Annotated in this window: 22 protein-coding genes, 1 pseudogene and 1 riboswitch; of the genes and pseudogenes, 14 read left to right on the forward strand and 9 right to left on the reverse strand. The window is 63.0% G+C overall.

Features of this window, described 5'->3' with window-relative positions; genetic code table 11:
- Positions 1-10: 10 nt before the first annotated feature.
- Genes CH251_RS11795 through CH251_RS11810 form a run of 4 tightly spaced genes read left to right on the forward strand, consistent with a single transcriptional unit; the run spans position 11 to position 4,634 of the window.
- The gene (locus CH251_RS11795) at positions 11-1,420 is read left to right on the forward strand and encodes an amidase (RefSeq protein ID WP_094613422.1); all 1,410 of its coding nucleotides are present in this window, start codon (positions 11-13) and stop codon (positions 1,418-1,420) included.
- On the forward strand, positions 1,417-2,352 hold the full coding sequence (locus tag CH251_RS11800) for a phosphotransferase family protein (RefSeq protein WP_179273526.1): 936 nt from the start codon (positions 1,417-1,419) through the stop codon (positions 2,350-2,352). Before CH251_RS11795 ends, CH251_RS11800 begins: the two co-directional genes overlap by 4 nt.
- Positions 2,353-2,359: 7 nt before the next feature.
- Positions 2,360-3,304, forward strand: a complete 945-nt coding sequence (locus tag CH251_RS11805) for a choline kinase family protein (protein ID WP_094613441.1) — start codon at positions 2,360-2,362, stop codon at positions 3,302-3,304.
- Between the two features lies 1 nt (position 3,305).
- Positions 3,306-4,634 (forward strand): aspartate aminotransferase family protein, encoded by a 1,329-nt coding sequence (locus CH251_RS11810; protein WP_256979003.1) that lies wholly within the window; start codon positions 3,306-3,308, stop codon positions 4,632-4,634.
- Positions 4,635-4,646: 12 nt separating this feature from the next.
- Here CH251_RS11810 and CH251_RS11815 read toward each other — a convergent pair whose 3' ends face one another.
- On the reverse strand, positions 4,647-5,252 hold the full coding sequence (locus CH251_RS11815; protein ID WP_094613424.1) for a TetR/AcrR family transcriptional regulator: 606 nt from the start codon (positions 5,250-5,252) through the stop codon (positions 4,647-4,649).
- Between the two features lie 140 nt (positions 5,253-5,392).
- Between CH251_RS11815 and CH251_RS27895 the strand changes: the two are divergent.
- Positions 5,393-5,674, forward strand: a pseudogene (locus tag CH251_RS27895) (alcohol dehydrogenase catalytic domain-containing protein); the annotation flags it as partial.
- A 247-nt stretch (positions 5,675-5,921) separates the two neighbouring features.
- Here the strand turns inward: CH251_RS27895 and CH251_RS27900 are convergent.
- Positions 5,922-6,050 carry a hypothetical protein gene (locus CH251_RS27900; RefSeq protein ID WP_256979008.1) on the reverse strand — a complete coding sequence of 43 codons (129 nt, stop codon included), beginning with the start codon at positions 6,048-6,050 and terminating at the stop codon, positions 5,922-5,924.
- On the opposite strand from CH251_RS27900, the gene CH251_RS27905 reads away from it, so the two are divergent.
- Complete coding sequence (locus tag CH251_RS27905; protein WP_256979004.1) at positions 6,024-6,290, forward strand: zinc-binding dehydrogenase; 267 nt, start codon at positions 6,024-6,026, stop codon at positions 6,288-6,290. The two genes, CH251_RS27900 and CH251_RS27905, sit on opposite strands and share 27 nt — an antisense overlap.
- Positions 6,287-7,177, forward strand: a complete 891-nt coding sequence (locus tag CH251_RS11825; RefSeq protein ID WP_256979005.1) for a TIGR03619 family F420-dependent LLM class oxidoreductase — start codon at positions 6,287-6,289, stop codon at positions 7,175-7,177. Before CH251_RS27905 ends, CH251_RS11825 begins: the two co-directional genes overlap by 4 nt.
- Before the next feature lie 9 nt (positions 7,178-7,186).
- Here the strand turns inward: CH251_RS11825 and CH251_RS11830 are convergent, their stop codons facing one another.
- Positions 7,187-8,932: a TerD family protein gene (locus CH251_RS11830; RefSeq protein WP_094613425.1), complete on the reverse strand. Its 1,746-nt coding sequence runs from the start codon at positions 8,930-8,932 to the stop codon at positions 7,187-7,189.
- A gap of 261 nt (positions 8,933-9,193) precedes the next feature.
- Here CH251_RS11830 and CH251_RS11835 point away from each other — a divergent pair, with 261 nt between their 5' ends.
- Both CH251_RS11835 and CH251_RS11840 read left to right on the forward strand, forming a co-directional pair.
- A complete protein-coding gene (locus CH251_RS11835; protein ID WP_094613444.1) occupies positions 9,194-9,454 on the forward strand; it encodes a helix-turn-helix domain-containing protein in 261 nt (86 codons plus the stop codon).
- Positions 9,451-10,674: a type II toxin-antitoxin system HipA family toxin gene (locus CH251_RS11840; protein WP_094613426.1), complete on the forward strand. Its 1,224-nt coding sequence runs from the start codon at positions 9,451-9,453 to the stop codon at positions 10,672-10,674. Before CH251_RS11835 ends, CH251_RS11840 begins: the two co-directional genes overlap by 4 nt.
- Positions 10,675-10,844: 170 nt before the next feature.
- On the opposite strand, the gene CH251_RS11845 is transcribed toward CH251_RS11840, so the two are convergent.
- Together CH251_RS11845 and CH251_RS11850 are read right to left on the reverse strand one after the other, a co-directional pair.
- Entirely contained in the window at positions 10,845-11,753 is a 909-nt protein-coding gene (locus CH251_RS11845; protein WP_143537875.1) for a DUF6636 domain-containing protein, read from the reverse strand.
- 98 nt (positions 11,754-11,851) lie between these two features.
- Complete coding sequence (locus tag CH251_RS11850) at positions 11,852-13,030, reverse strand: hypothetical protein (protein WP_094613428.1); 1,179 nt, start codon at positions 13,028-13,030, stop codon at positions 11,852-11,854.
- Positions 13,031-13,421: 391 nt separating this feature from the next.
- Here CH251_RS11850 and CH251_RS11855 point away from each other — a divergent pair, with 391 nt between their 5' ends.
- Both CH251_RS11855 and CH251_RS11860 read left to right on the forward strand, forming a co-directional pair.
- Entirely contained in the window at positions 13,422-14,399 is a 978-nt protein-coding gene (locus CH251_RS11855; protein WP_094613429.1) for a hypothetical protein, read from the forward strand.
- 452 nt (positions 14,400-14,851) lie between these two features.
- Positions 14,852-15,316, forward strand: coding sequence for a nucleoside deaminase (locus tag CH251_RS11860; protein ID WP_094613430.1), 465 nt, complete (start codon positions 14,852-14,854; stop codon positions 15,314-15,316).
- 39 nt (positions 15,317-15,355) lie between these two features.
- On the opposite strand, the gene CH251_RS11865 is transcribed toward CH251_RS11860, so the two are convergent.
- Positions 15,356-15,784 carry a mandelate racemase/muconate lactonizing protein gene (locus tag CH251_RS11865; protein ID WP_094613431.1) on the reverse strand — a complete coding sequence of 143 codons (429 nt, stop codon included), beginning with the start codon at positions 15,782-15,784 and terminating at the stop codon, positions 15,356-15,358.
- Positions 15,785-15,811: 27 nt separating this feature from the next.
- A riboswitch (SAM riboswitch) is annotated at positions 15,812-15,931 on the reverse strand.
- Positions 15,932-16,087: 156 nt separating this feature from the next.
- Here CH251_RS11865 and CH251_RS11870 point away from each other — a divergent pair.
- Positions 16,088-16,741 (forward strand): hypothetical protein, encoded by a 654-nt coding sequence (locus tag CH251_RS11870; RefSeq protein WP_094613432.1) that lies wholly within the window; start codon positions 16,088-16,090, stop codon positions 16,739-16,741.
- 112 nt (positions 16,742-16,853) lie between these two features.
- Entirely contained in the window at positions 16,854-17,231 is a 378-nt protein-coding gene (locus CH251_RS11875; RefSeq protein ID WP_032395019.1) for a hypothetical protein, read from the forward strand.
- Positions 17,232-17,255: 24 nt separating this feature from the next.
- On the opposite strand, the gene CH251_RS11880 is transcribed toward CH251_RS11875, so the two are convergent.
- From CH251_RS11880 to CH251_RS11890, 3 genes are read right to left on the reverse strand one after another with little or no spacing between them, the layout of a single operon-like run.
- Positions 17,256-18,338, reverse strand: coding sequence for a glycerate kinase (locus CH251_RS11880; RefSeq protein ID WP_094613433.1), 1,083 nt, complete (start codon positions 18,336-18,338; stop codon positions 17,256-17,258).
- On the reverse strand, positions 18,335-19,186 hold the full coding sequence (locus tag CH251_RS11885; protein WP_094613434.1) for a sugar phosphate isomerase/epimerase: 852 nt from the start codon (positions 19,184-19,186) through the stop codon (positions 18,335-18,337). The genes CH251_RS11880 and CH251_RS11885 overlap by 4 nt, the downstream gene beginning before the upstream one ends.
- Positions 19,183-19,299, reverse strand: a complete 117-nt coding sequence (locus CH251_RS11890; protein WP_143544967.1) for a DUF993 family protein — start codon at positions 19,297-19,299, stop codon at positions 19,183-19,185. The genes CH251_RS11885 and CH251_RS11890 overlap by 4 nt, the downstream gene beginning before the upstream one ends.
- On the opposite strand from CH251_RS11890, the gene CH251_RS11895 reads away from it, so the two are divergent.
- Positions 19,291-19,397: DUF993 family protein (locus CH251_RS11895; protein ID WP_373454944.1), on the forward strand; the 107-nt coding region annotated here is incomplete at its 3' end. The two genes, CH251_RS11890 and CH251_RS11895, sit on opposite strands and share 9 nt — an antisense overlap.

The raw sequence follows: 19,397 nt of genomic DNA on the forward strand, positions 1-19,397 counted from the left end.
AAGGCACGCAATGAACCCCCTGTTGACCAAAACCGTCGCCGAGATACGTGCGGCATTCGGCACCGGTGAGCTCACTCCCCTGCAGTTGCTCGACGCCACGCTGGAACATCTGTCGGTCACCGACCCCGTGATCAATGCGATGGCGTACGTGGACGAGTCGGGTGCCCGTGCAGCCGCGGCGGCCGCGACCGACCGACTCGTATCCGGCCGTGCCCGAGGAGGCCTGGACGGGATTCCGGTGACGATCAAGGACAGCGTCCATGCGATCGGGATGCCGTGGCGGCACGGCGTCGCAGCGAATGCGGACCTGCCGATGTCCACGGTCGACGCGCCACCGGCCGCCCGGCTGAAGGAAGCGGGAGCCGTCATCGTCGGCAAGACCACGATGCCGGACATGGGGATGATGGCAGCCGGCGTCAGCTCGCTGTACGGAATCACCCGCAATCCTTGGGACCCTTCTCGCAATACCGGTGGATCCAGTGCCGGTGCAGGTGCGTCGCTGGCGTCCGGCATCGGGTTCGGTTCTGTCGGTTCCGATATCGCCGGGTCGGTGCGGTTGCCTGCGGGACACTGCGGGCTCGTTGCCTTGAAGCCGACGCAGGGCCGCATTCCGCACACTGCTCCGTCGACCATGCGATCGGCCGGTCCGATGGCGCGCACCGTCGACGATCTCATCGACCTCTACGGCGTTATCTCGAGGCCCGATCCGCGGGACACGTGGAGTCTGCCGTACGAGGACACCTCCGACATACACGCGGTTCTCGCTCCTGCCGGGCTTCGCATCGGCGTCATGCTCGACATGGGCTACGGTCCCACCGTTTCCGACGACGTACAGGCCGTGGTGCGTTCTGCAGCAATGCAACTGAGTGCAGCAGGTGCCGTGGTCACCGACATGCCGCCGATCTTCGGCGTGGATCCGTACCCGGCGTTGGATCGCCTGTTCCAGGTTCGTGCGCGCACGGAGTGGGAGGCCATTCCCGAGAATCCTCGATCGCAGGTACTGCCCGCGGTCGCGGACTGGGCCTCGGCGGCGGCGGAGTATTCGGCCGCTCAGTTCTCGCGAGATACCGATGCGGTGATGCGCTCGCAGGAGTCGGTTCGGGCGCAGACGTCCGAGTTCGACTTCGTCATCTCTCCGGTCGTTCCCACAGTGGGCTTCGGCGCCGAGGAAGTCGGGCTCGACCCGGCACAACCGTTGAGCCACTGCAGTTTCACCGCATGGTTCAACCAGACCGCGCAACCGGCCTCGGCGCTCTGTTTCGGCTTCGCCGGACACATGCCAGTCGGGATACAGGTCGTCGGACCTCGGTTCGCCGACCAGGCGGTGCTGAGGCTGACGAAATGGCTCGAAGATGCACGCGGATTCGCGATGAACTGGCCGACGGCTGTGGCCGCGGACAAGATCGGAGTGCTGGGATGACGGTTCGGCAGACACTGAGCGAGTTGGGTATCTGGGCAACGGGCGACCTTACGTTGGACCCTGGTACCACCATGGCGAGCCCCAGTTGGTGGGGCGCGGACTCCGAGCGCTATTCGGCGCGGGCCGAGGTTGCGGACTCCGGCGCGGGCTCGGCCGCGTACGTGAAAGTGATGGAACCGCATGCCCGCGACTACATCGATGTCGCAGCGACGTTCTCGGCGGCGACCGCGGCCGGCGACGCGGGCATCGGCCCGAGTGTCTTCTTCTCCGACGCAGCCTCCGGTGTGCTGGTGATGGAGGACTTCACCGGACGGTGTTCGACCGCAACGCTCGATCTGTTCGACGAGGACGCGAATGTGGAGAATCTGGTGGCGCTGCGGACATCCGTTCACCGGCTCAGCGGAATCACCAGACGTGCGTCGGTGTTCGAGGACCTGGCGCACGTGATCGGTTTGGTCGAGAAGGTCGGGGGGTTGTTCCCGGCCGACTTCGATTGGATGCTGCGGACTCTCGCGCCTGCTCGAGTCCGCATCGACGGTGCCGGGTTCGACGCGGTCCCCTGCCACGGCGACGGCAACGTCTCCAATGTCCTGATGCTCGACGACGGCGGTATGCGGCTCGTCGACTGGGACGTTGCGGCGCTGATGGATCCGTTGCAGGACATCGGTGCCTTGCTCGCGGAGATCCGTCCGTTCGACACCGACGCACGCGAGGTGTTCGAGATGATGTGGGGATCGTTCGACAGTGCGCTGTTCGATCGCGCCCGTGTATACGGCATCGCCGACTCCCTGCGGTGGGCCCTCATCGGCTCGTATGCCGACGCGATGAGGCCAGGCACGCAGGAGTATTCGAAGTTCTCCGACTGGCAGTTCCTGAGAGCGCGGGCTGGATTGCGCGACCCCCATTTCGACGACCGAGTACGGAATATCTGAGGTGGCCATGAACGAGATCGCACTGGGATCTGCCCGAACCGAGCCTGAACGGCAGGTGGAGAAGGCTCTGGCCGCCGTTGCGGAGTGGGAGGGCCTGAACATCACCTACGCTCCGGTACCCGGAGGGTTGATGAACAGCAATTGGCGCATCACCGTCGAAGGGAAACCCAAGCGCTACTTCATGAAACTCCCCGGTGCCGGGACGGATTCGTTCATCGACCGGTCACTGGCCAACGAAGCCGCTCGCCGGGCAGGCGCTCTGGACATCGGGCCGGAGGTGGTGCTGTTCGATCCGGTGACCGGGGTGGAGGTGATCGAATTCCTGGAAGGCTACCGGGCGTGCACCAACGGCGACCTCAAGCGTCCCGAGATCCCGATGGGCATGATCGATGTGTATCGCGTGCTTCATTCGGGAAGCAAGCTCAGCATCACGAAGACGATCTTCGACATGATCGACGAACACCTCGATCAGGTTGCCGAACTCGGTGTGCGGTTGCCGCGCGACGCAGAGCTGATCCTCGCCGAGTACGGGCAGGCGAAGAACGCGATGCTGGCGTCCGGCCTGGATCTGGTTGCATGTCACAACGACCCGATGCCAGGAAACATCCTCATCGGCGACGGCCTGCCGATGAAACTGGTGGACTACGAGTTCGCATCCAACAACGACCGCGCCTACGAGCTCGCCGTCATGATCACCGAGATGTTCTACGGCGAGCAGCAGACGATGGAATTGATCGAGGAGTTCTACGGCAAGGCCGAGTGGTCGATGATCTCCCGCGTGCAAGTGTGTAGCGCACTCGCCGACGTCAAGTGGGGACTGTGGGGTTGCATGAACCACAAGTTCAGCACCGCATGGGATTTCGACTACCACAAGTACGGAACCTGGAAGCTCGCCCGCGCGAGGATGAAGATGGCGGATCCGCGTTGGGCGTTCTGGCTGCAGGGGTTGTGAGGTGACCACCCTCGATCGCGTCGGAGCCCTGAGAGTCAACGGTTTCGATGCGTCCTCGGCCGTGGGTCTCAGCACGCGCACGCTCGATCTGGTCGAGCGCCGAAGGCGCGTCCTCGGGCCCGCCTACCACCTGATGTACGAGTCTCCGCTCGAGCTGGTCCGCGGAGAGGGTGTGTACGTCTACGACGCCGACGGCACTCGGTACCTCGACATGTACAACAACGTCGCCAGCGTGGGCCATTGCCATCCCCGGGTTGTCGACGCCGTCACCCGGCAGATGTCGAGGATCAACACGCACACGCGGTACCTGCACGAGGCCGTGATCGGCTACGCAGAAGATCTGGTCGGAACTTTCCCGGAAAACCTGAGCACGGCGATGTTCACGTGTACCGGGTCCGAGGCGAACGACCTCGCTCTCCGGATCGCACGGCACGCGACCGGCCGTCAGGGCATCGTCGTCACCGAAAGCGCTTATCACGGTGGAACCGTGGATGTGGCGGCATGTTCGCCGTCGATGGGTCCGGCGTCCGTCCGCGACGCGGCGTGGGTGCGGACGGTTCCGGCACCGGATGCGTACCGGGTGGACGGCGATCTGGGCACGTGGTTCGCCGAGAAGGTGCAGGCACAGATCGACGACTTGGTCTGCAGCGGTGTCGGTTTCGCTGCGCTGATGGTCGATTCGATCTTCGCCTCCGACGGGATCTTGCCGGAGCCGACACCGTTCCTGAAGCCTGCAGCGGACGTCGTTCACGCCGCGGGTGGGGTGTTGATCGCCGACGAGGTGCAGCCGGGGTTCGGTCGCCTGGGCGCGTCGATGTGGGGATTCGAGCGCCACGGGTTGATGCCCGACATCGTGACGATGGGCAAACCGATGGGTAACGGCATGCCCATTGCCGGACTGGTGATGCAGAGTTCACTGGCCGAGCAGTTCGGACGAGACCTGCGCTACTTCAACACGTTCGGTGGCAATCCGGTGACTGTCGCTGCGGCCCAGGCGGTTCTCGACGTGATCCGCCACGAGGACTTGGTCGCCAACTCCGCCTCGATGGGTTCGCGCATGCTGACGGGCCTGAGAGGACTTGCCCCGGGTATCGATTCCATCGGTGACATCCGTGGTGCGGGATTGTTCGTCGGAGTCGAATTCATCGGCCCTGCAGGTCAACCGGATCCGGCCGAGGCACTGCGTGTGGTCAACGCGATGAAGAAACGCGGGGTGCTGATCTCGGCCACCGGCCTGTACGGAAGCACCCTGAAAATCAGACCGCCGTTGACCATCGAGGCGGCGGACGTCGACCTGTTCCTCGAAGAGTTCGCGGCGGTCGTTGCCTGATATCGATTTTTTTCAGCCGTCGACCGGCCCCAACGAGGCCAGTGTTCTCTCGGCAACGCGTTCGAGTTGACTTCGAGTAGACCCGTCTCGGGCGCGCTGGGACATGCCCTGAATGATCACGCCGATGAACTCGGCAACGTCATCGGAATCCCATGACGGTGACAGGACGCCGTCGGCTACGTTCCCCGAAATACACTGCGACAGCTTCAGAACATTGGCATTGCGCATGTCGCGCAATCGATCTGCGATGCTCTGATTGGCGTCGGTGACGCCGATCGCCGAGCTGATGATCAAACATCCGCCCGGACATGACTCGTCGGTGTAGCGCGAGGCGGCATCGTACAACAGTCTCGAGATCAGCTTCGCCGCGTGGGGCTCCTCGGCGAAGGCCCGGTCCATGAAGTCGCCTCGGGTAGCGAGGTACCGCTCGATTGCGGCGAAGAACAGCCCTTCCTTGCCGCCGAAGGCGCTGTAAAGACTCGGCGGGTTGATGCCCATCGCACTGGTGAGCATCGAGACCGAGGTGCCCTCGTATCCGTGCTCCCAGAAGGCGAACATCGCCTGATCCAGCGCAGCGTCGACGTCGAACTTCCGCCCCTGCCCTCGTACCCCGGCCATGGGCCCTCCTGATTCTGCGTTTCGCTCCGGCAACTACAGTTCAGACTACTCGCATAGCGATCGATACACGAATGGTCTAGCCTCGAACCGCAGTGCCGATTCGCATCGGAGAAGAAGCGGCACGCGCGAGAGGAGATCGAATGAGAGCCGTGGTCATCAACGTCAAGGGCGGACCCGATGTACTGACCGTCACCGACATAGACGAACCCGATTCCCGTCCGGCCGACATCACGGTGGCGGTGGCTGCGGCCGCCGTCAATCCTGTCGACATCAAGACCCGCTCAGGATTCCTACCGATCGAACTGACGTACCCCGCGGTCCTCGGTTGGGATGTGTCGGGCACCGTCGTCGCCGTCGGACCATCGGTCACCCGATTTACTCCGGGCGACAACGTGATCGGCATGATCGCGCAACCGGCCCACCGTTTCGGCACCTATGCCGAACGTGTCGTCGCCGACGAATCATTGTTCGCGCACGCACCCACAGGCATCAGCCTCCAGCACGCAGCAGCAATCCCACTCGCCGCCCTCACAGCCGTGCAGCTTCTCGACAAGATTGCTCTCTCTGCGCAGTCCACGGTCTTGGTGACCGGCGCGGCCGGTGCGGTGGGTCGAATAGCGTCAGCGCTTCTGATGATCTGCGGTCACCGAGTCGACGCTCTCGCGGGAATCAGACGTCGAGGATCTGCTCGCGCTCGATGCGCGACAGGCGTTCACCAGGCCTGCCGACCTGCAGGCGGGTGTGTACGACGCCGTCTTCGATACGGCGGGCGTGGTCGACACCATCGACAGCGTGCACGACGACGGCGCGTACGTCTCCATCGAAGACGGAGATCAACCCGAGCCCCAGCGCGGCATCACGCCAGGAAAGAGCTACGTGAACGAGGACGGGCCCGGTCTCGAGCAGATCGCTGCGCTTGTCTCGGCAGGCGCGATCAGCATTCCTATTGCGCGAGAGTTCGGATTCGACGAAGCACCGCAAGCTCATTCGCTGCTCGCCGCAGGTGGAACACGAGGAAAGGTACTGCTGACCCCATGACCGTCACCGGTGCGCCTGTGAAATACGGAATCAATCTCCCCAACTTCGGGCCGCAGATCGATCCTGACGGGATTCTCGCGTGGGCACGCACTGCCGAATCTGTCGGTTTCGACAACGTGCTGCTCTCCGATCACGTCGTGCTGACCGAGGACGCTCACGGCCGCTCCCCGTCGCCGTTCTACGAATGCCTGGCGACGCTGTCATGGCTCGCGGGTCAGACCGAGACCATCCGTCTCGGTAGCGGAGTGTTGATCGGAAGCCATCGTCATCCGGCTCATCTGGCACACGCGACAGCCACGATCGACCGGCTCAGCGGTGGACGACTCATCGTCGGAGTCGGCGTCGGTTGGACAGCGCAGGCGTTCGACGTCCTCGGAGTTCCGTTCGATCGGCGAGGTCGAATGACCGATGCCACGCTCGACACTCTTCGTGCGGCATGGTCGTCCGAGACATACGAGTCCGTAGGAGCGAGCGGTACGCCCCGCCTGGTACACGCTGGCCCCCTCCCGCTGCAGAAGCCGCATCCGCCACTGTGGATCGGCGGCAACGGCCGAGCTGCACTCGACCGGACCAATGCGTTGGGCACTGGTTGGCATCCGCTGCATCCATCGCGGCAACTGTGCATCGCGGGCTCTACCGCGTTGGATGAGGGCAAAGAATTTGTTCCACGGATCTACTTCCTGCCCGTGGACAGTCCTGTGGATTCGCCGAACCGCCCCCTCGGCTACGGGTCCATCGAACAAATTCTCGAGGACATCGAATTCCTTGCCGAGTTGGACACAGGGACAATCGTTCTCGACACCGATCCTGGAGATCAACGACGTCGACGTTCCACCGCACACGATCTCGAACTCGTTCGATACGCGGGCGAAGTGATGGGCATGTGACTCAGTCCCTTACTCGTCGACCTCTACGCCATATCGCACAGCCAGCTCAGCCAGCCCGTCGTCGTAGCCCTGGCCGATGGGTCGAAAGCGCCAACCACTCCCCCGGCGGTATATCTCGGCCAACAGCATCGACTGTTCGGTCGTGGCTGCATCGAGTACGGCCGTGGCGACCGTCGACTCGATCCCATCGAGCGACACCGAGACCGCGCCGACATCACCGAACGTCTTGTCCCCGTCGATGGCCGCGGCGATGACGATGCGCACGCAGTCCTCAGGAACAAGTGCCAGATCGATCCGCACACCCTGCTCGCTGTCGCCGTCGATCGACATCGACACTGCACCGTCCGAAGTGGCCGGGGCGTTGTAGAACACGAAATCCTCGTCGCTGGAGACCAATTCGTCGCCATTGACCAGGAATGCGACGACGTCCACGCCGACCTGATCGGAGTCGTCGGCCCGCCACGAACTGTTCAACGTCAGCATCGTGACACTCGGGTCCAGATCGACGACGCCACCGCGTGGCACCAGCGGGGCGATTCGGGACCGCCGCGGCGGAAGCGGCGCAGGCATTTCGATCTTCAGTTCACGGTCGATCGCGGCCGGTGTCAGCAGCGTGAGATCCCGTTCTTTGACCTTCGGCATTCGGGGATCTCCGTCGCCGCCGTCAAGGATCAGGATGTCGGTCACGCCTGCACTGAGATTCACAGCCGGTGTGGCACCGAGTTGGATCAGGCGCGACCGCATCAGCACGGACTCAGCGTGGGAACCACCCATGACCAGGACCCTCCTTGCCTGCCAGGGCTTGTCGACTGGAGAGGGCTGCTGCATGGGTGGCTTCGACTGGATCTGCGGCCGAGTACTTTTCGGCGTTCCCGGTTGCACATCCCGTAGTAGGCCAAGCAGTTCGGACTCCGAGATGACCCGAAGGCCATGGGCCCGAGCTCGCTCGACCTTTCGGCTTTCCGTCGCGGGATCCGAGCACACCACCACACTGGTGAACCGGCTGACCGAGTTCATCACGTCCAAGCCCGCTTCGGTGAGCTGAGCGGCCAGACGCAATCGCGGGATGCGCGTGTCTCCACTGATCACGACTCGCATGCCTTGAATCAGACTGCCGTCCTCGGCGAGAGGCCCGGGGTTCTCCCACGTGCAATGTGTGCGAGGAACGGTATCCGGATACAGCGTCAGGCGCTCGGTGCACGTGACGACGGGAAGGGGAAGTTCGAGCGACCGGGCCAATCGAGCGCTGTGAGTGAACACCTGCGCCAGCACTCGGGCGTCGTCGTAGGCGTCGTGTGCGTTGGACTGCAGCACTTTCCAGTGCGCGGCCAAGGTCGAGAGCTTGTGGTTTGGAGTGTCCAGTTGCAGTCGCCTCGACAGTGCCACGGTGCACAACCGTTGCTTCGTCGGCATGTCGACGCCCGCACGCATGGATTCGAGCTTCAGGAAGCCGTGGTCGAAGCTTGCGTTGTGCGCGACCAGGGTTCGACCGTCCAGCAGATCCATCAGTTGCGGGGCGATCATGTCGAACGTCGGTGCACCGGCAAGTCGTTCGGGTGTCAGTCCGTGGACATGGATCGGACCGGGATCGCAGCCCGGGTTCACCAGAGTCGACAGTTCACGTCCGACGCGTCCGTCCTCGTCGACCGTCAGAGCGGCCACGCTGAGCACCCGATCACGGGACGCCTTCAGACCCGAGGTCTCCACATCGACGACAACCCACCTGTCGCTGCCGCTTCTGAGCGCGTTCCTCACAGAGCTTCCACCTTCGACGCGTCGGTCACTGGGGGTCACTATGCCGTACGAGCTGCTGATACGAGTCGAATCGTGGCGGGCACAACCGGATTGTGTCTCTCGGAAGCTTAAGCTTTAGAACGCATGCCATAAAGCAATAGAACGACTTCCGGCGCACATTCTGTGCACTTATGCCTTATCTAACAAGCATAGAGGCTGTTCACCGCGTGGTTAGCGATGTAAGCTCCGATATGCATGCTTGCGCAAGCACAAGGAGTGATGATGGCCGAACCACGACGACGAGCGCGGAAATCTTCCGGCGAGCTGGCCGGGGCCTTCGTTGCGCGTCGGCATCAGTTGCGCATGACTCAAGCCGAGTTGGCGTTACTTGCCGGCGTGGGGCGCTCGACAGTCCAGGCCCTAGAAGCTGGAAAAGACACGGTGCAGCTCGACGGCGCGGTTGCTGTCGCGGAGGCGTTGGGCTGCGAGATCACATTGCTCACGCGCGCCGGATCGCCTGTGCCGCCACTGGACGCGACATGATCGAAGTATCCGAGCTGCGGGATGTCGATGCCGCCGATGTCTACAAGGGCGATCTTCTCGCCGGCTCACTGACGCGTGTGGGGAACGACGTCGTGTTTCGGTACGACAGCGACTACCTCGGCAGCGCTTCTCCGCCGGATCTCGCGTGGTCGATTCCGAAGTCGTCGCTGGAGGCGCGGGCATCGGGCGGTAGCGTCCCTGCCTTTTTCGCGGGCCTGTTGCCGGAAGGCGTTCGTCTCACTGGAGTGGTAACAGCTACCAAAACGTCCGAGGACGATCACTTCACACTGCTGCTGGCGGTCGGATCGGACACCATCGGGGACGTTCGTGTGCTGCCACGCGGTCAAGAGATATCGTTGGCGGGCAATGCATTCGATTCGAGGCACCGTGTTCCCGATCTTCGTCGCCTCTTCGATTCCCTGTCCACGGGTGAGTCGGTGAGTCAGGATCCGTCCGCTCTGCCGGGCGTTCAGGGCAAAGTGTCCGCGCAGATGTACTCGACCCCGGTGTCGACTACGGCCGGGCCTGCCATCTTGAAACTCGCCCCGCCCGCGCGACTGCCGCGACTGGTCGAGAACGAGAGCTTCTTCATGAATCTGGCACGTGGATGCGGGCTTTCGGCGCCGGGACACCGCGTGATCGAGGACGACAAGGGAATCAGTGGTCTGCTGGTGGCACGATTCGACCGGATCGGTGAACAACGACTTCCGCAAGAGGATGCGTGCCAAGTATCCGGGCTCTATCCCGCGTCCAAGTACCGAATGAAGACCGAAGCGGTGATTGCGCTGCTCGCCGACACTGTCGAGCGCGGCGGCGGTTCTGCGCGCCAGGCCACCGCCGAACTTCTTCGCTTGACGGCCTATTCGTATGCGATCGGAAACGGCGATCTGCACGGAAAGAACTACTCGATACAAAAGAACACTCGGGGAATCTGGTCGGTCACACCCGCCTACGACCTTCTGTGCACGCAGCCTTACGCGTCCTGGAGTGACCCGATGGCGTTGAGCTTCTACGGGCGTGCGAACCGTTGGACACGTGGGCATTTCGTCGAGTCCGCCGGCCGGTTGGGGATGCCCGAACGTGCGACACGACGCATACTCGACGACGTTGCCGCTGGCGTTCGAAACGGAATCGGTGATGTCGATGTGATTGGGTTCGATGACAAGCAAACGCGCCAGTTGAAGCAGCTACTCGATCAGCGCTGCTCCGAGCTGTCCTGACCTCGACCTGTGGTTGAAGTTCGACGCAAGACCAGGCGCAGTGGCCTGGGTCGAGAACCGAGACGTTGCGCAAAGTCTTCTCTCGCTCGATGTCGGTGAATCGTCGCATACCGGCCTTCGTCCGAATGGACGGCTGCGGTGCGCCGTGAGGCTGAAATTTACGGCACGCTTCAGCACGCGTGAACAGCGTTCGCCTTCGCGGCCTCGAGTGACTGATCCTGCGGGAAGAACCACACGAATGACCTATACGTGAAGATCCCGTCGCATTCGCCAAGGTCGAAGGCAACGATCGATGCCCGTTCCTGTGGTGCAGCGCCAGGTGAAGGGGACTCCGGGGTGACATGAGCGGTCGTGCCGGTTCCGGTGGCCGTCGGCCCACCCCACGAATTCCACACGATCTCGGTGACGACCCCGGACAAGGACGCACCACCGTTGCTGATCTCCGGAGGCCGGACTGCCCCGTATCCCACTTGATATGTGTCGGTTACTTTTCCGAGCACAGGGTCGACGCCACCCGTTGTGGCCGTCGACACCGGTGTCGCGGCACCACGTGCCTCGATGTACTCGAACTGATATCCGCCGGTCGAGAACGTGAACCCCTTACCGGATCGGTCCGAGCGGCACGACACGCCGGACTCCTGCACGTTGCAGGAAAACCCGTTGGTGGACAACGTTTGTCCGTACGAAAGGACAGGAGTTGTGTCGTAACGCCAGAACAAGGCCTGGCTCAGGCTCGCGAATCTGGCGTCTCCCGTTGCGTTCACGAGGATCGCGTTCGGGGCAGTCACATTCCCGCTGTAGTGGTCGGGTACCGATGGCGCACCCGCCACGTTCATCGGCATGCTCGACGACGGCTGACAACCAGCCATCTGATCGTCACTACCGCCCTGCGCACTGTCCGCCAGAATGGCACATCGCCACAATCCACTGGGCGTCGTGAAGAAGAATCCCTGCAGCCCGCCCTCCTGCCAGGCATACGTCGCCGGGTCCACGAGCGAGATGGCCGCGGCCGGTGGTGGTGGCGGCGACGGATCGGTCGTCGAGACCTCGAATGTCGACTGTTCCGGCACAGCGGTCATCTCAGCGATGGCAGAGGCCGGAGCTTTTTCAGGGGAACACCCCGCCACGACGACAAGAAGCGACGCACACACGATGAGCAGCGACGTACCGACGCGCATCAGATCGAGCTGGTCCCGCTGTTGCGGGCCCACTCTGCGATGAGTTCGTGGTCGTACTGCTCGGCTCGAATACGTAGATCGGTGTAGATGAGCAGCTGCAGTACACGGAATCCCGCAATCATGATTCCAAGTACCACTGCGTAGACCAGCAGGTTGAAACCGAAGATCGCCGTGACGAGCATCAACGGAACGAAGCACAGTGACCAGAGCAGGTGGATCCCGATCAGTCTGCCCCAGGCGGGTTTCGACAGACTCACCGATCGACGTAGGGAATCGACCACGCCTCGACTCTCGACGACCAGAACGACCGGTGCCAAGCTGAACAGGATGGACGCAGCGAACACGCCGAGGCTGACGAACGGCACCAACACGAGGCTGCCCAGTCCGCCACCCTGCGACAACAGTGCTACGAAGACGAGGCTGGGTAGAGCAGACAGACCATAGAACGTCAGCGTCATCCGGCATACCGCGAACATCCGGCTCCGTGCGGTGTTCCACACGTCGAGCAATCCAACCGGCAGTCCGCGCACGGCTCGTTCGCTCACGACAACCGACAACGCCAGCAGCAACGCGTCGGCCGGCAGCGCGATCGCCATGATGAGCAGCAACCAGGCGAGTAACAGGAGCAGCAGACTCGAAAACGGATTGTCCGACAACACAAGCGTGTTGTCACTCAACGATGACGACGCACCGAGCGCGAACATCCCGATCGCGGAGATCGACACGAAGACAATCGCGAGGAACACGAGCAGGATTGCCGCTGGGATACCCACCAGCGTCGGCCAATTCTTGGAGACCACTTTCCAAGCACCGGAGAACAGTTCGGCTATTGTCATGGCTCGGAACGGAATCGGCGGTTCCGGGTCCGCAATGTTCGGTTCAGCGGACTGCCGCGCACCCAGGACCGGTGCCGCAAGTCGGTGCTGCGCGAGCACCTCACGAATGTCGGGCGTCCAGCCGATATCTCGCTGACGGACGTACCAACTTCCGGCGCCTGCGGCCAGTGCGATCAAAACCCATCCGAACGTGGAATCCGAAAAAATCGCGGCCAGTAACGAAACAGCCGCCAGAGCTGCGAGCGCATGCCACAGGTGCAGGTCGAATCGCAGGTCAGGTTGAGCCCCTCGAGTCTGCTGGTTGTCGGGTTCGTCTGCGAAGCCCCCCGCATCGGAGTTCATGATTGGTGATTCCTTCCCGACAGATGACACACGACGATCCACGAGCGACCGCGGGAGGTCCTATTGAGTCACCCGACGATAAATTCGTCCCAACTCATTTGCTATCCCACGTTCAACCGACATGATCGACCACGAGGTTGCGAGGTCGGTTGTTCAGCCGATGCCGGGAAACCACCGACTCCTCTAGATTGTCGATATGCTCCGTCGCGTCAAACATGTTCATGTCCTTGCCATTTCCGTCGCTCTGCTGATCGGTGGCTGCGGCGCAGACGAAGCAACTACTCTGTCGCCGGACTCAGGCGATTCAGCACTCGCGTCGGTCGCCGATGTTCCGGCCGAAAGCAACCCCGAAACGCCGACACCCCCACCTACGCCGGCTGGGAATCCATGTGTGGGCACCAGAGGTGCATGCGAGGTAGTTGCGTCCGTCGACGTCGACGGCGACAACAACCCCGACAATGTGGGAATCGAACTCGTCGACGCCCAGATCACTGTACGAATCGACACCGGGACATCGCTCACGACATCGAGTGTGCCGAACAAGCACATATTTCCCGACGACATCACTCCGTCCGGGGTGTTCGTCGGAGCCTTCAACATCACGCGGGAGCAGGGTGCCGACATCGTCGTCGACGCCAAGATGGGGTTGGGTGGCTTCGAGCTGTTCGGGGTGATCGGTTGGGACGACGGCCCGGTTTCAGTGCCTGCACCCGAAGGTGTCATCAGTCCGGACGAAACCGCGTACATGTGGGCGGTACCGACGGAGATGTACCGGGTGTTCGTTCGATGCCCCGAGCCCGGTTCGGTCGGTGTGGTGAAAACCGAGGCAGACGTCAGCTTCGGTATCGTCACGCCCGGTGGGGCGTACAACGAGACGACCACCTCACGCTGGGTCGGCGACAACTGGACTGTTGCCGACACGAACCGTGTGCCCGGTCAATATGTGAGTGCGGATCGGTCGGCGCTGTCGGGAACCTTCGAGTGCCAGCCCGCGCACTCCGCGCCCCCAGCATTCGCTCCGATTGCAGCGCAGGAGAATCCGAACATGGTTCTCGGCGGCACCCCACTGAGCAACTCGGAGGGGTACGGCGAAATTCGTCCGGAGACCGTGTACTTCGGCGGTTCTCCGAGCGGTTACATCGGTGAAATCGTGTGGGATTCCTGGGGTGGCGATCGGGCGGTGGGCCACGGCATGGCACCGTACGTATCCCCGACGGGCACGGTTGCGAGTGCACCGATGACGCCGGCAGAAATCGTTGCCTACGAGCCGAGTACGTGCAACGGACTGCCTGCGTACGCCAAGGTTCAGTGGTACTTCCCAGCCGAGGGCCAGGTGTTCGATCCTTCATATGCAAGCACGGTCTGTTGAGTGCCGTCTCGCTGAAGTCGATAAATGCCGTCCAGAATTCCAGAGGGTACCTGGCCAATCCTGGGTGTGCTTCGGGCTCAGGACAGACCTATCTGTCCGTGGATGAGGGCGGGATACCGATCCCGCTTCAACGCCTCGGCAGCGAGCTCCTCCGGCTCAGCCCGTACGATTCTCACCAATGATCGTAAAGAGCCACCCTCTTTAGAGGTCGTTGACATAGCTCCCTTCAAAGATCAACTTGCGTCGTTCGGCGCAGCCCGCTTCGGGCGCGGCGCGATCCCAGCTTCCGGGTGCAGTTGCAGTTATCAGATTTCTTGGCGGCCCAGTTGCGGACAGGACAGAGTGCGTCAGATCGACGCCTGCTCAATCAACAAGATCCCCTGGGCAATCCATTCGACGCCTGGTCGACTGAACGGATTACGCTCACAGTTCCTAGACGCCCAGGAGGAACCTTGACCGATCCCGCACGCACCGACGAGTACTTCCTCGGACTTGCAATCGAACAGGCCCAGATCGGCTGGGATGAGGGCGGCGTTCCGATAGGCGCGGCACTCGTCCATGATGGCGAAGTTCTTTCGGTGGGTCGAAACCGCCGCGTCCAGATGGACAGCGCAATCCGTCATGGAGAAACCGACTGCATCGAACGAGCAGGCCGACTCCCCGCCTCGGTGTACCGAAAGTCGGTGCTCTACACCACGTTGTCTCCGTGCTTCATGTGCGCGGGAACCGCACTGCTGTACGAGATTCCTCGGATCGTCGTAGGTGAGAACCGCTCCTTCGAGACATCGGAAAGCCTGCTACGCGAGCACGGCGTGCAGGTCGACGTCATCGACAACGCCGAATGCGTTCAACTGATGGAACGCATGCTCGCCGAGCGACCGAGCCTGTGGTTCGAGGACATCGGGGAGGACGCATAGGCGGCACCGACGAACCGGTCCTGTCCGAACTCGAGTGAGTCAGCCAGCCAGCGCCTGCCAGGTCGCCTCGCCCGCGCGATATCCCGCCTCGAACAGCCATGGCCATTCGGAGAAGTCCTCGGGATCGACCACCACCGTCTCGACACCGCCGTTACCGCGCCGCTTCGGCATGTTCTCGGGATGGGACGGGAACCGATCCTTCAGATACGCGGGCTCGAGACTCTGCCGAAAGATCAACCACGTCTGCGGCGTGAAACCCACTGCCTCAGCACGTTTCGCAAGGTCGATCCAGGCTTCCGCATTGGCGTATCCGCCTTCGAGCACCCGCCTCCGAGTCTCGATCATCGGGAACACGCCGTACCAGATCGGCGGGTAACTCAGTAGCGTTTGGCACCAAGTACGACGGCGTTCCGGCGGAATCGGTTCCCACTTCGCCGGTGCTGCTTCGAGTTCGTCACTACCGGACATCGTTCACCTCGCCCTGGAGGGTAACCCTCCATCGACTTGCGCACCCGCAGTCGCAGGATGCGCCGGTTCTTCCCCTGGGGCACCCCTGTCGATGGAGACGGGGTTGCCGGACAGCCGGCCAGGTACCTACGGCTATCGCTCTTGAACCTGCCTCGACAGTAGCCGAAGGGTACGGCTTGGACAATCCTGTGAATCGGCGGGATAGCTCGACGAATTGCCAACGGAATCAGGAACCAACAGGTGCACCAGCAACACTCCGGCCGAAGTTCTCTACGCAGATCGGACATCCGTCATCATTGACGCGTGATCAAACAGGGAAGTGGTTTTGCTTTGCTCGGCGCGGTGATTGCAGTGCTGGCTCACTCGGCGACCAGAACCGCAGGGTATTCGGCGTATGTCTCCGGCGGGTCGTTCTATGGTCCGGACACCACTCTGGGGCCGTGGGTGCAGCCCATTGTCGCCGCTTCGGTTGGAGCAGTGGTCGGCTTGCTCGCGGGCCTGGTGCTGTACCTGTGCGGCTTTCGATTCGCCGTCCAGCCCTCTCGGCGAGTGGGGCTCGTCGTCGTTGCCGGTCTGATCGGAGTGACGCTGGGAATGACGCCGGTGCTGATTCTCGTCGGAACGAGCTTTTCCGGTCAGAATTCGAGCGTCTCGACCGACTACTTGCTGCCGATGTACGCAGGCACCGGAGTTTTGGCCTACCTGCTCGGAATCGCCTCGGTTCGGTTGCTGCTCAGGGCAAGTCACGATCCGTTGTCGTCCCGGACGACCAAGGTGGTGGCTGCCCTTCTCCCGATCGGGGGTGTCCTCGCCACCCTCGTCGGAACGGGGACTGCCTGGATTCTCGGATTCTCCACGACGGCATCCACTTTCGTCGCCGTGATCGTGGCGGTGTTGTGCGTACTCGTGGCGACCTTTGCGCTCGCGCGCGCGTGGGCGTTGCGTACGACAGCGTAGAAGCTCGAGGGGCGACCGCCGCGCCGCCTAGAGTTGTGCGCGTGGCCGTATCGGTCGACGCGGCTAGCCAAGGTCATTTTGCCTCGGGGCAGTTGAACGAGAGAGGAAGCCGATGATCATCACCGGGTTGTTCTTCGCCGAGTATGCGCGAGCCTCCAACGACATGCTCGACATCCTCGGCGGCGTCTGGGATTCCTGCACGGTTCCTCGCGACACCCGCATGCTCGAATGCCGGCTGGTCGCACTGTTGCAGACGGGACCCGATGACATCGGTAAGGACTTTCCCGCGACACTCGAAGTCCTCGACGCGAATGGCGAACACATCGTGAATCAGCGGGGGCTCCAGATCCCCGGTGCCGGCTTCACCGGGGAGAATCGGTTCTGGTTCCTGCCGATGCAGATGGTGTTCCGCGACGAAGGACGACACAACTTCATCCTCAGCGCCGGTGGGGCAACTGCGAGCGTCGGGCTTCGTATCGCATTCGGCTGATGGCAGCGTTCTCGGTGCCCCTCGCTATCGGACTTCATCAGCCAAACGCCGTCCAGCTTCGATCAACCATCGTCGTGGATCCGCCATGGCCGCCTCTGCGCCGCCGGCAAGGTCCGTCAGCGACACGGTCCGCACCTCGACGTCCGAATCCACCGCCCCGGCGACCACCGCCACCGGAACCGAAGCCTCCGAACATATCTGGACCACATGTCCGACGAGTTTGCCCGTCAGCGACGTGCGATCGAACTTGCCCTCACCCGTCACCACGAGGTCGGCGGCAGGAACAGCAGCCGACAGCCCCGTCAGCTCCGACACCCGTTCGGCCCCGCCCGATATACGAGCCCCCAGCGCGCACAGCCCGAATCCCACCCCGCCGGCAGCACCGGTCCCAGGCATGAACGGGTCGGCGGGCAAGCCGGCAGCGGCGAGCAACTCGGCCCAGCGCTGCAAAGCCTCGTCGAGTACCTCAATGTCGGCGGCCGACGCACCCTTCTGCGGCCCGAAGACGTGCGCGGCACCGTCGGGTCCGAACAACACCGCGCGCGTATCGGTCAGCAATTCGATGTCGGACGGTACCCCCGCGAGGCCCGACGCACCCACTGATCGGGCGGCCAGCAGACCGGCACCGCCCTCCGGAACGTCCTGACCCGATTCGTCCAGCACCCGAACACCGAGCGCACGAAGCACTCCCAGTCCGCCGTCGGTGGAGGCCGAGCCCCCGAGTGCCACCGAGATTCGGTCCGAACCGCACTCCCTGATCACGTCTCCTAGCCCGCGCGTCGTCGCGGTCAGTGCATTCAGCGACTCCATCATCGCGATGCCCGACGACTCCGCCAGCTCGATCACCGCCCGGCCGTCCTCGAGCATCAGCCATCGCGCGTCGACCGACCGACCGTCGGGGCCGCAGACACCGGGCACCGACGACCACGTCGAGTCGGCCGAGCATGCGGCGAGCACGTCGAGTGTCCCTTCGCCCCCATCTGCCTGCGGCACCGATACCAGGTCGTCACCGCTGCGGACAGCCGCCCACCCCTCGATCAGTGCCGCGGCGGCATCGACAGCGTCGATGGTGCCTTTGAAGGAATCGGGGGCAAAGAGGACTCTCATGCGATCAGACTGGGCAGAACCAGATCGCGGTAGCGCTGCTTCATGGTCTCGATCACCTGGTCCCCGTCGGCCGCCCACACCGCAGCGTTGAAGATCTCCACTTCCACATCACCTCGGTACCCAGCGACTCGTACCCATCGGCCGATGGAATCGAAGTCGATCACCCCATCGCCCATCATTCCGCGCGAGAGGAGGGGGTCGGCTTCCATCGGCACCAGCCAGTCGCACACCTGGTACGAGCTGATGCGGCCACGCTCACCTGCGGTTCGGATCAGTGACTCCAGATCCGGATCCCACCACACGTGGAATGTGTCGACGACGACGCCCACTGCCTCCACCGGGTGCGGTTCGGCCATCGACAATGCTTGTCCCAGTGTGGAGATGACGGCGCGGTCGGCCGCGAACATCGGATGCAAGGGCTCGAGCGCGATGCGCACACCCCGCTCGAGTGCGTACGGAACGAGCAGGGCCAGCCTCTCCTCCACTCGAGCCCGAGCTCCGATGAGGTCGCGATCGGGGATGCCGCCCATAACCATTACGAGCTCGGGCGCTCCGAGTTCGGCGGCTTCGTCGAGAGCGCGACGGTTGTCGTCGAGACCGTCGTCGTCGATCGCCGTGAGGAATCCGCCTCGACACAGGCTCGACACCCTCAGACCGGCGTCCGAGATCAGCTTGGCCGACTCGCCGACTCCGAACTCCTGGATCCGATCCCGCCACGGGGCCACCGCACCCAGCCCGGCCCGTGCGGCACCGTCGACGGCTTGCTTCAGCGTCCAGGCGTTCGTCGTCTTGGTGTTGAGAGACAATGCTGCGTAAGGGTTGTCGAGGTCGTATGGTGCGATACTCACGACGCTGCCCCGTTCAGTTCGAGGTAGAGCCCCATGCGGTGCGCGGCCAGCGATGGATCCGCCAGCAACCCGGCGCGATCGGCCAGGACGAACAGCGTCGTCAGATGCTTCACGCTGCGCCCACGTATTACTACAAGACCGGAATTGCGTTCCTGTCGTGGCTCAACGGCAAGCAGGCTGGGTTCTCGATGGTGGGCGGCTTGGCATCTGC

It is taken from the genome of Rhodococcus sp. 06-462-5 (assembly GCF_002258315.1).
Taxonomy (GTDB): Bacteria; Actinomycetota; Actinomycetes; order Mycobacteriales; family Mycobacteriaceae; genus Rhodococcoides.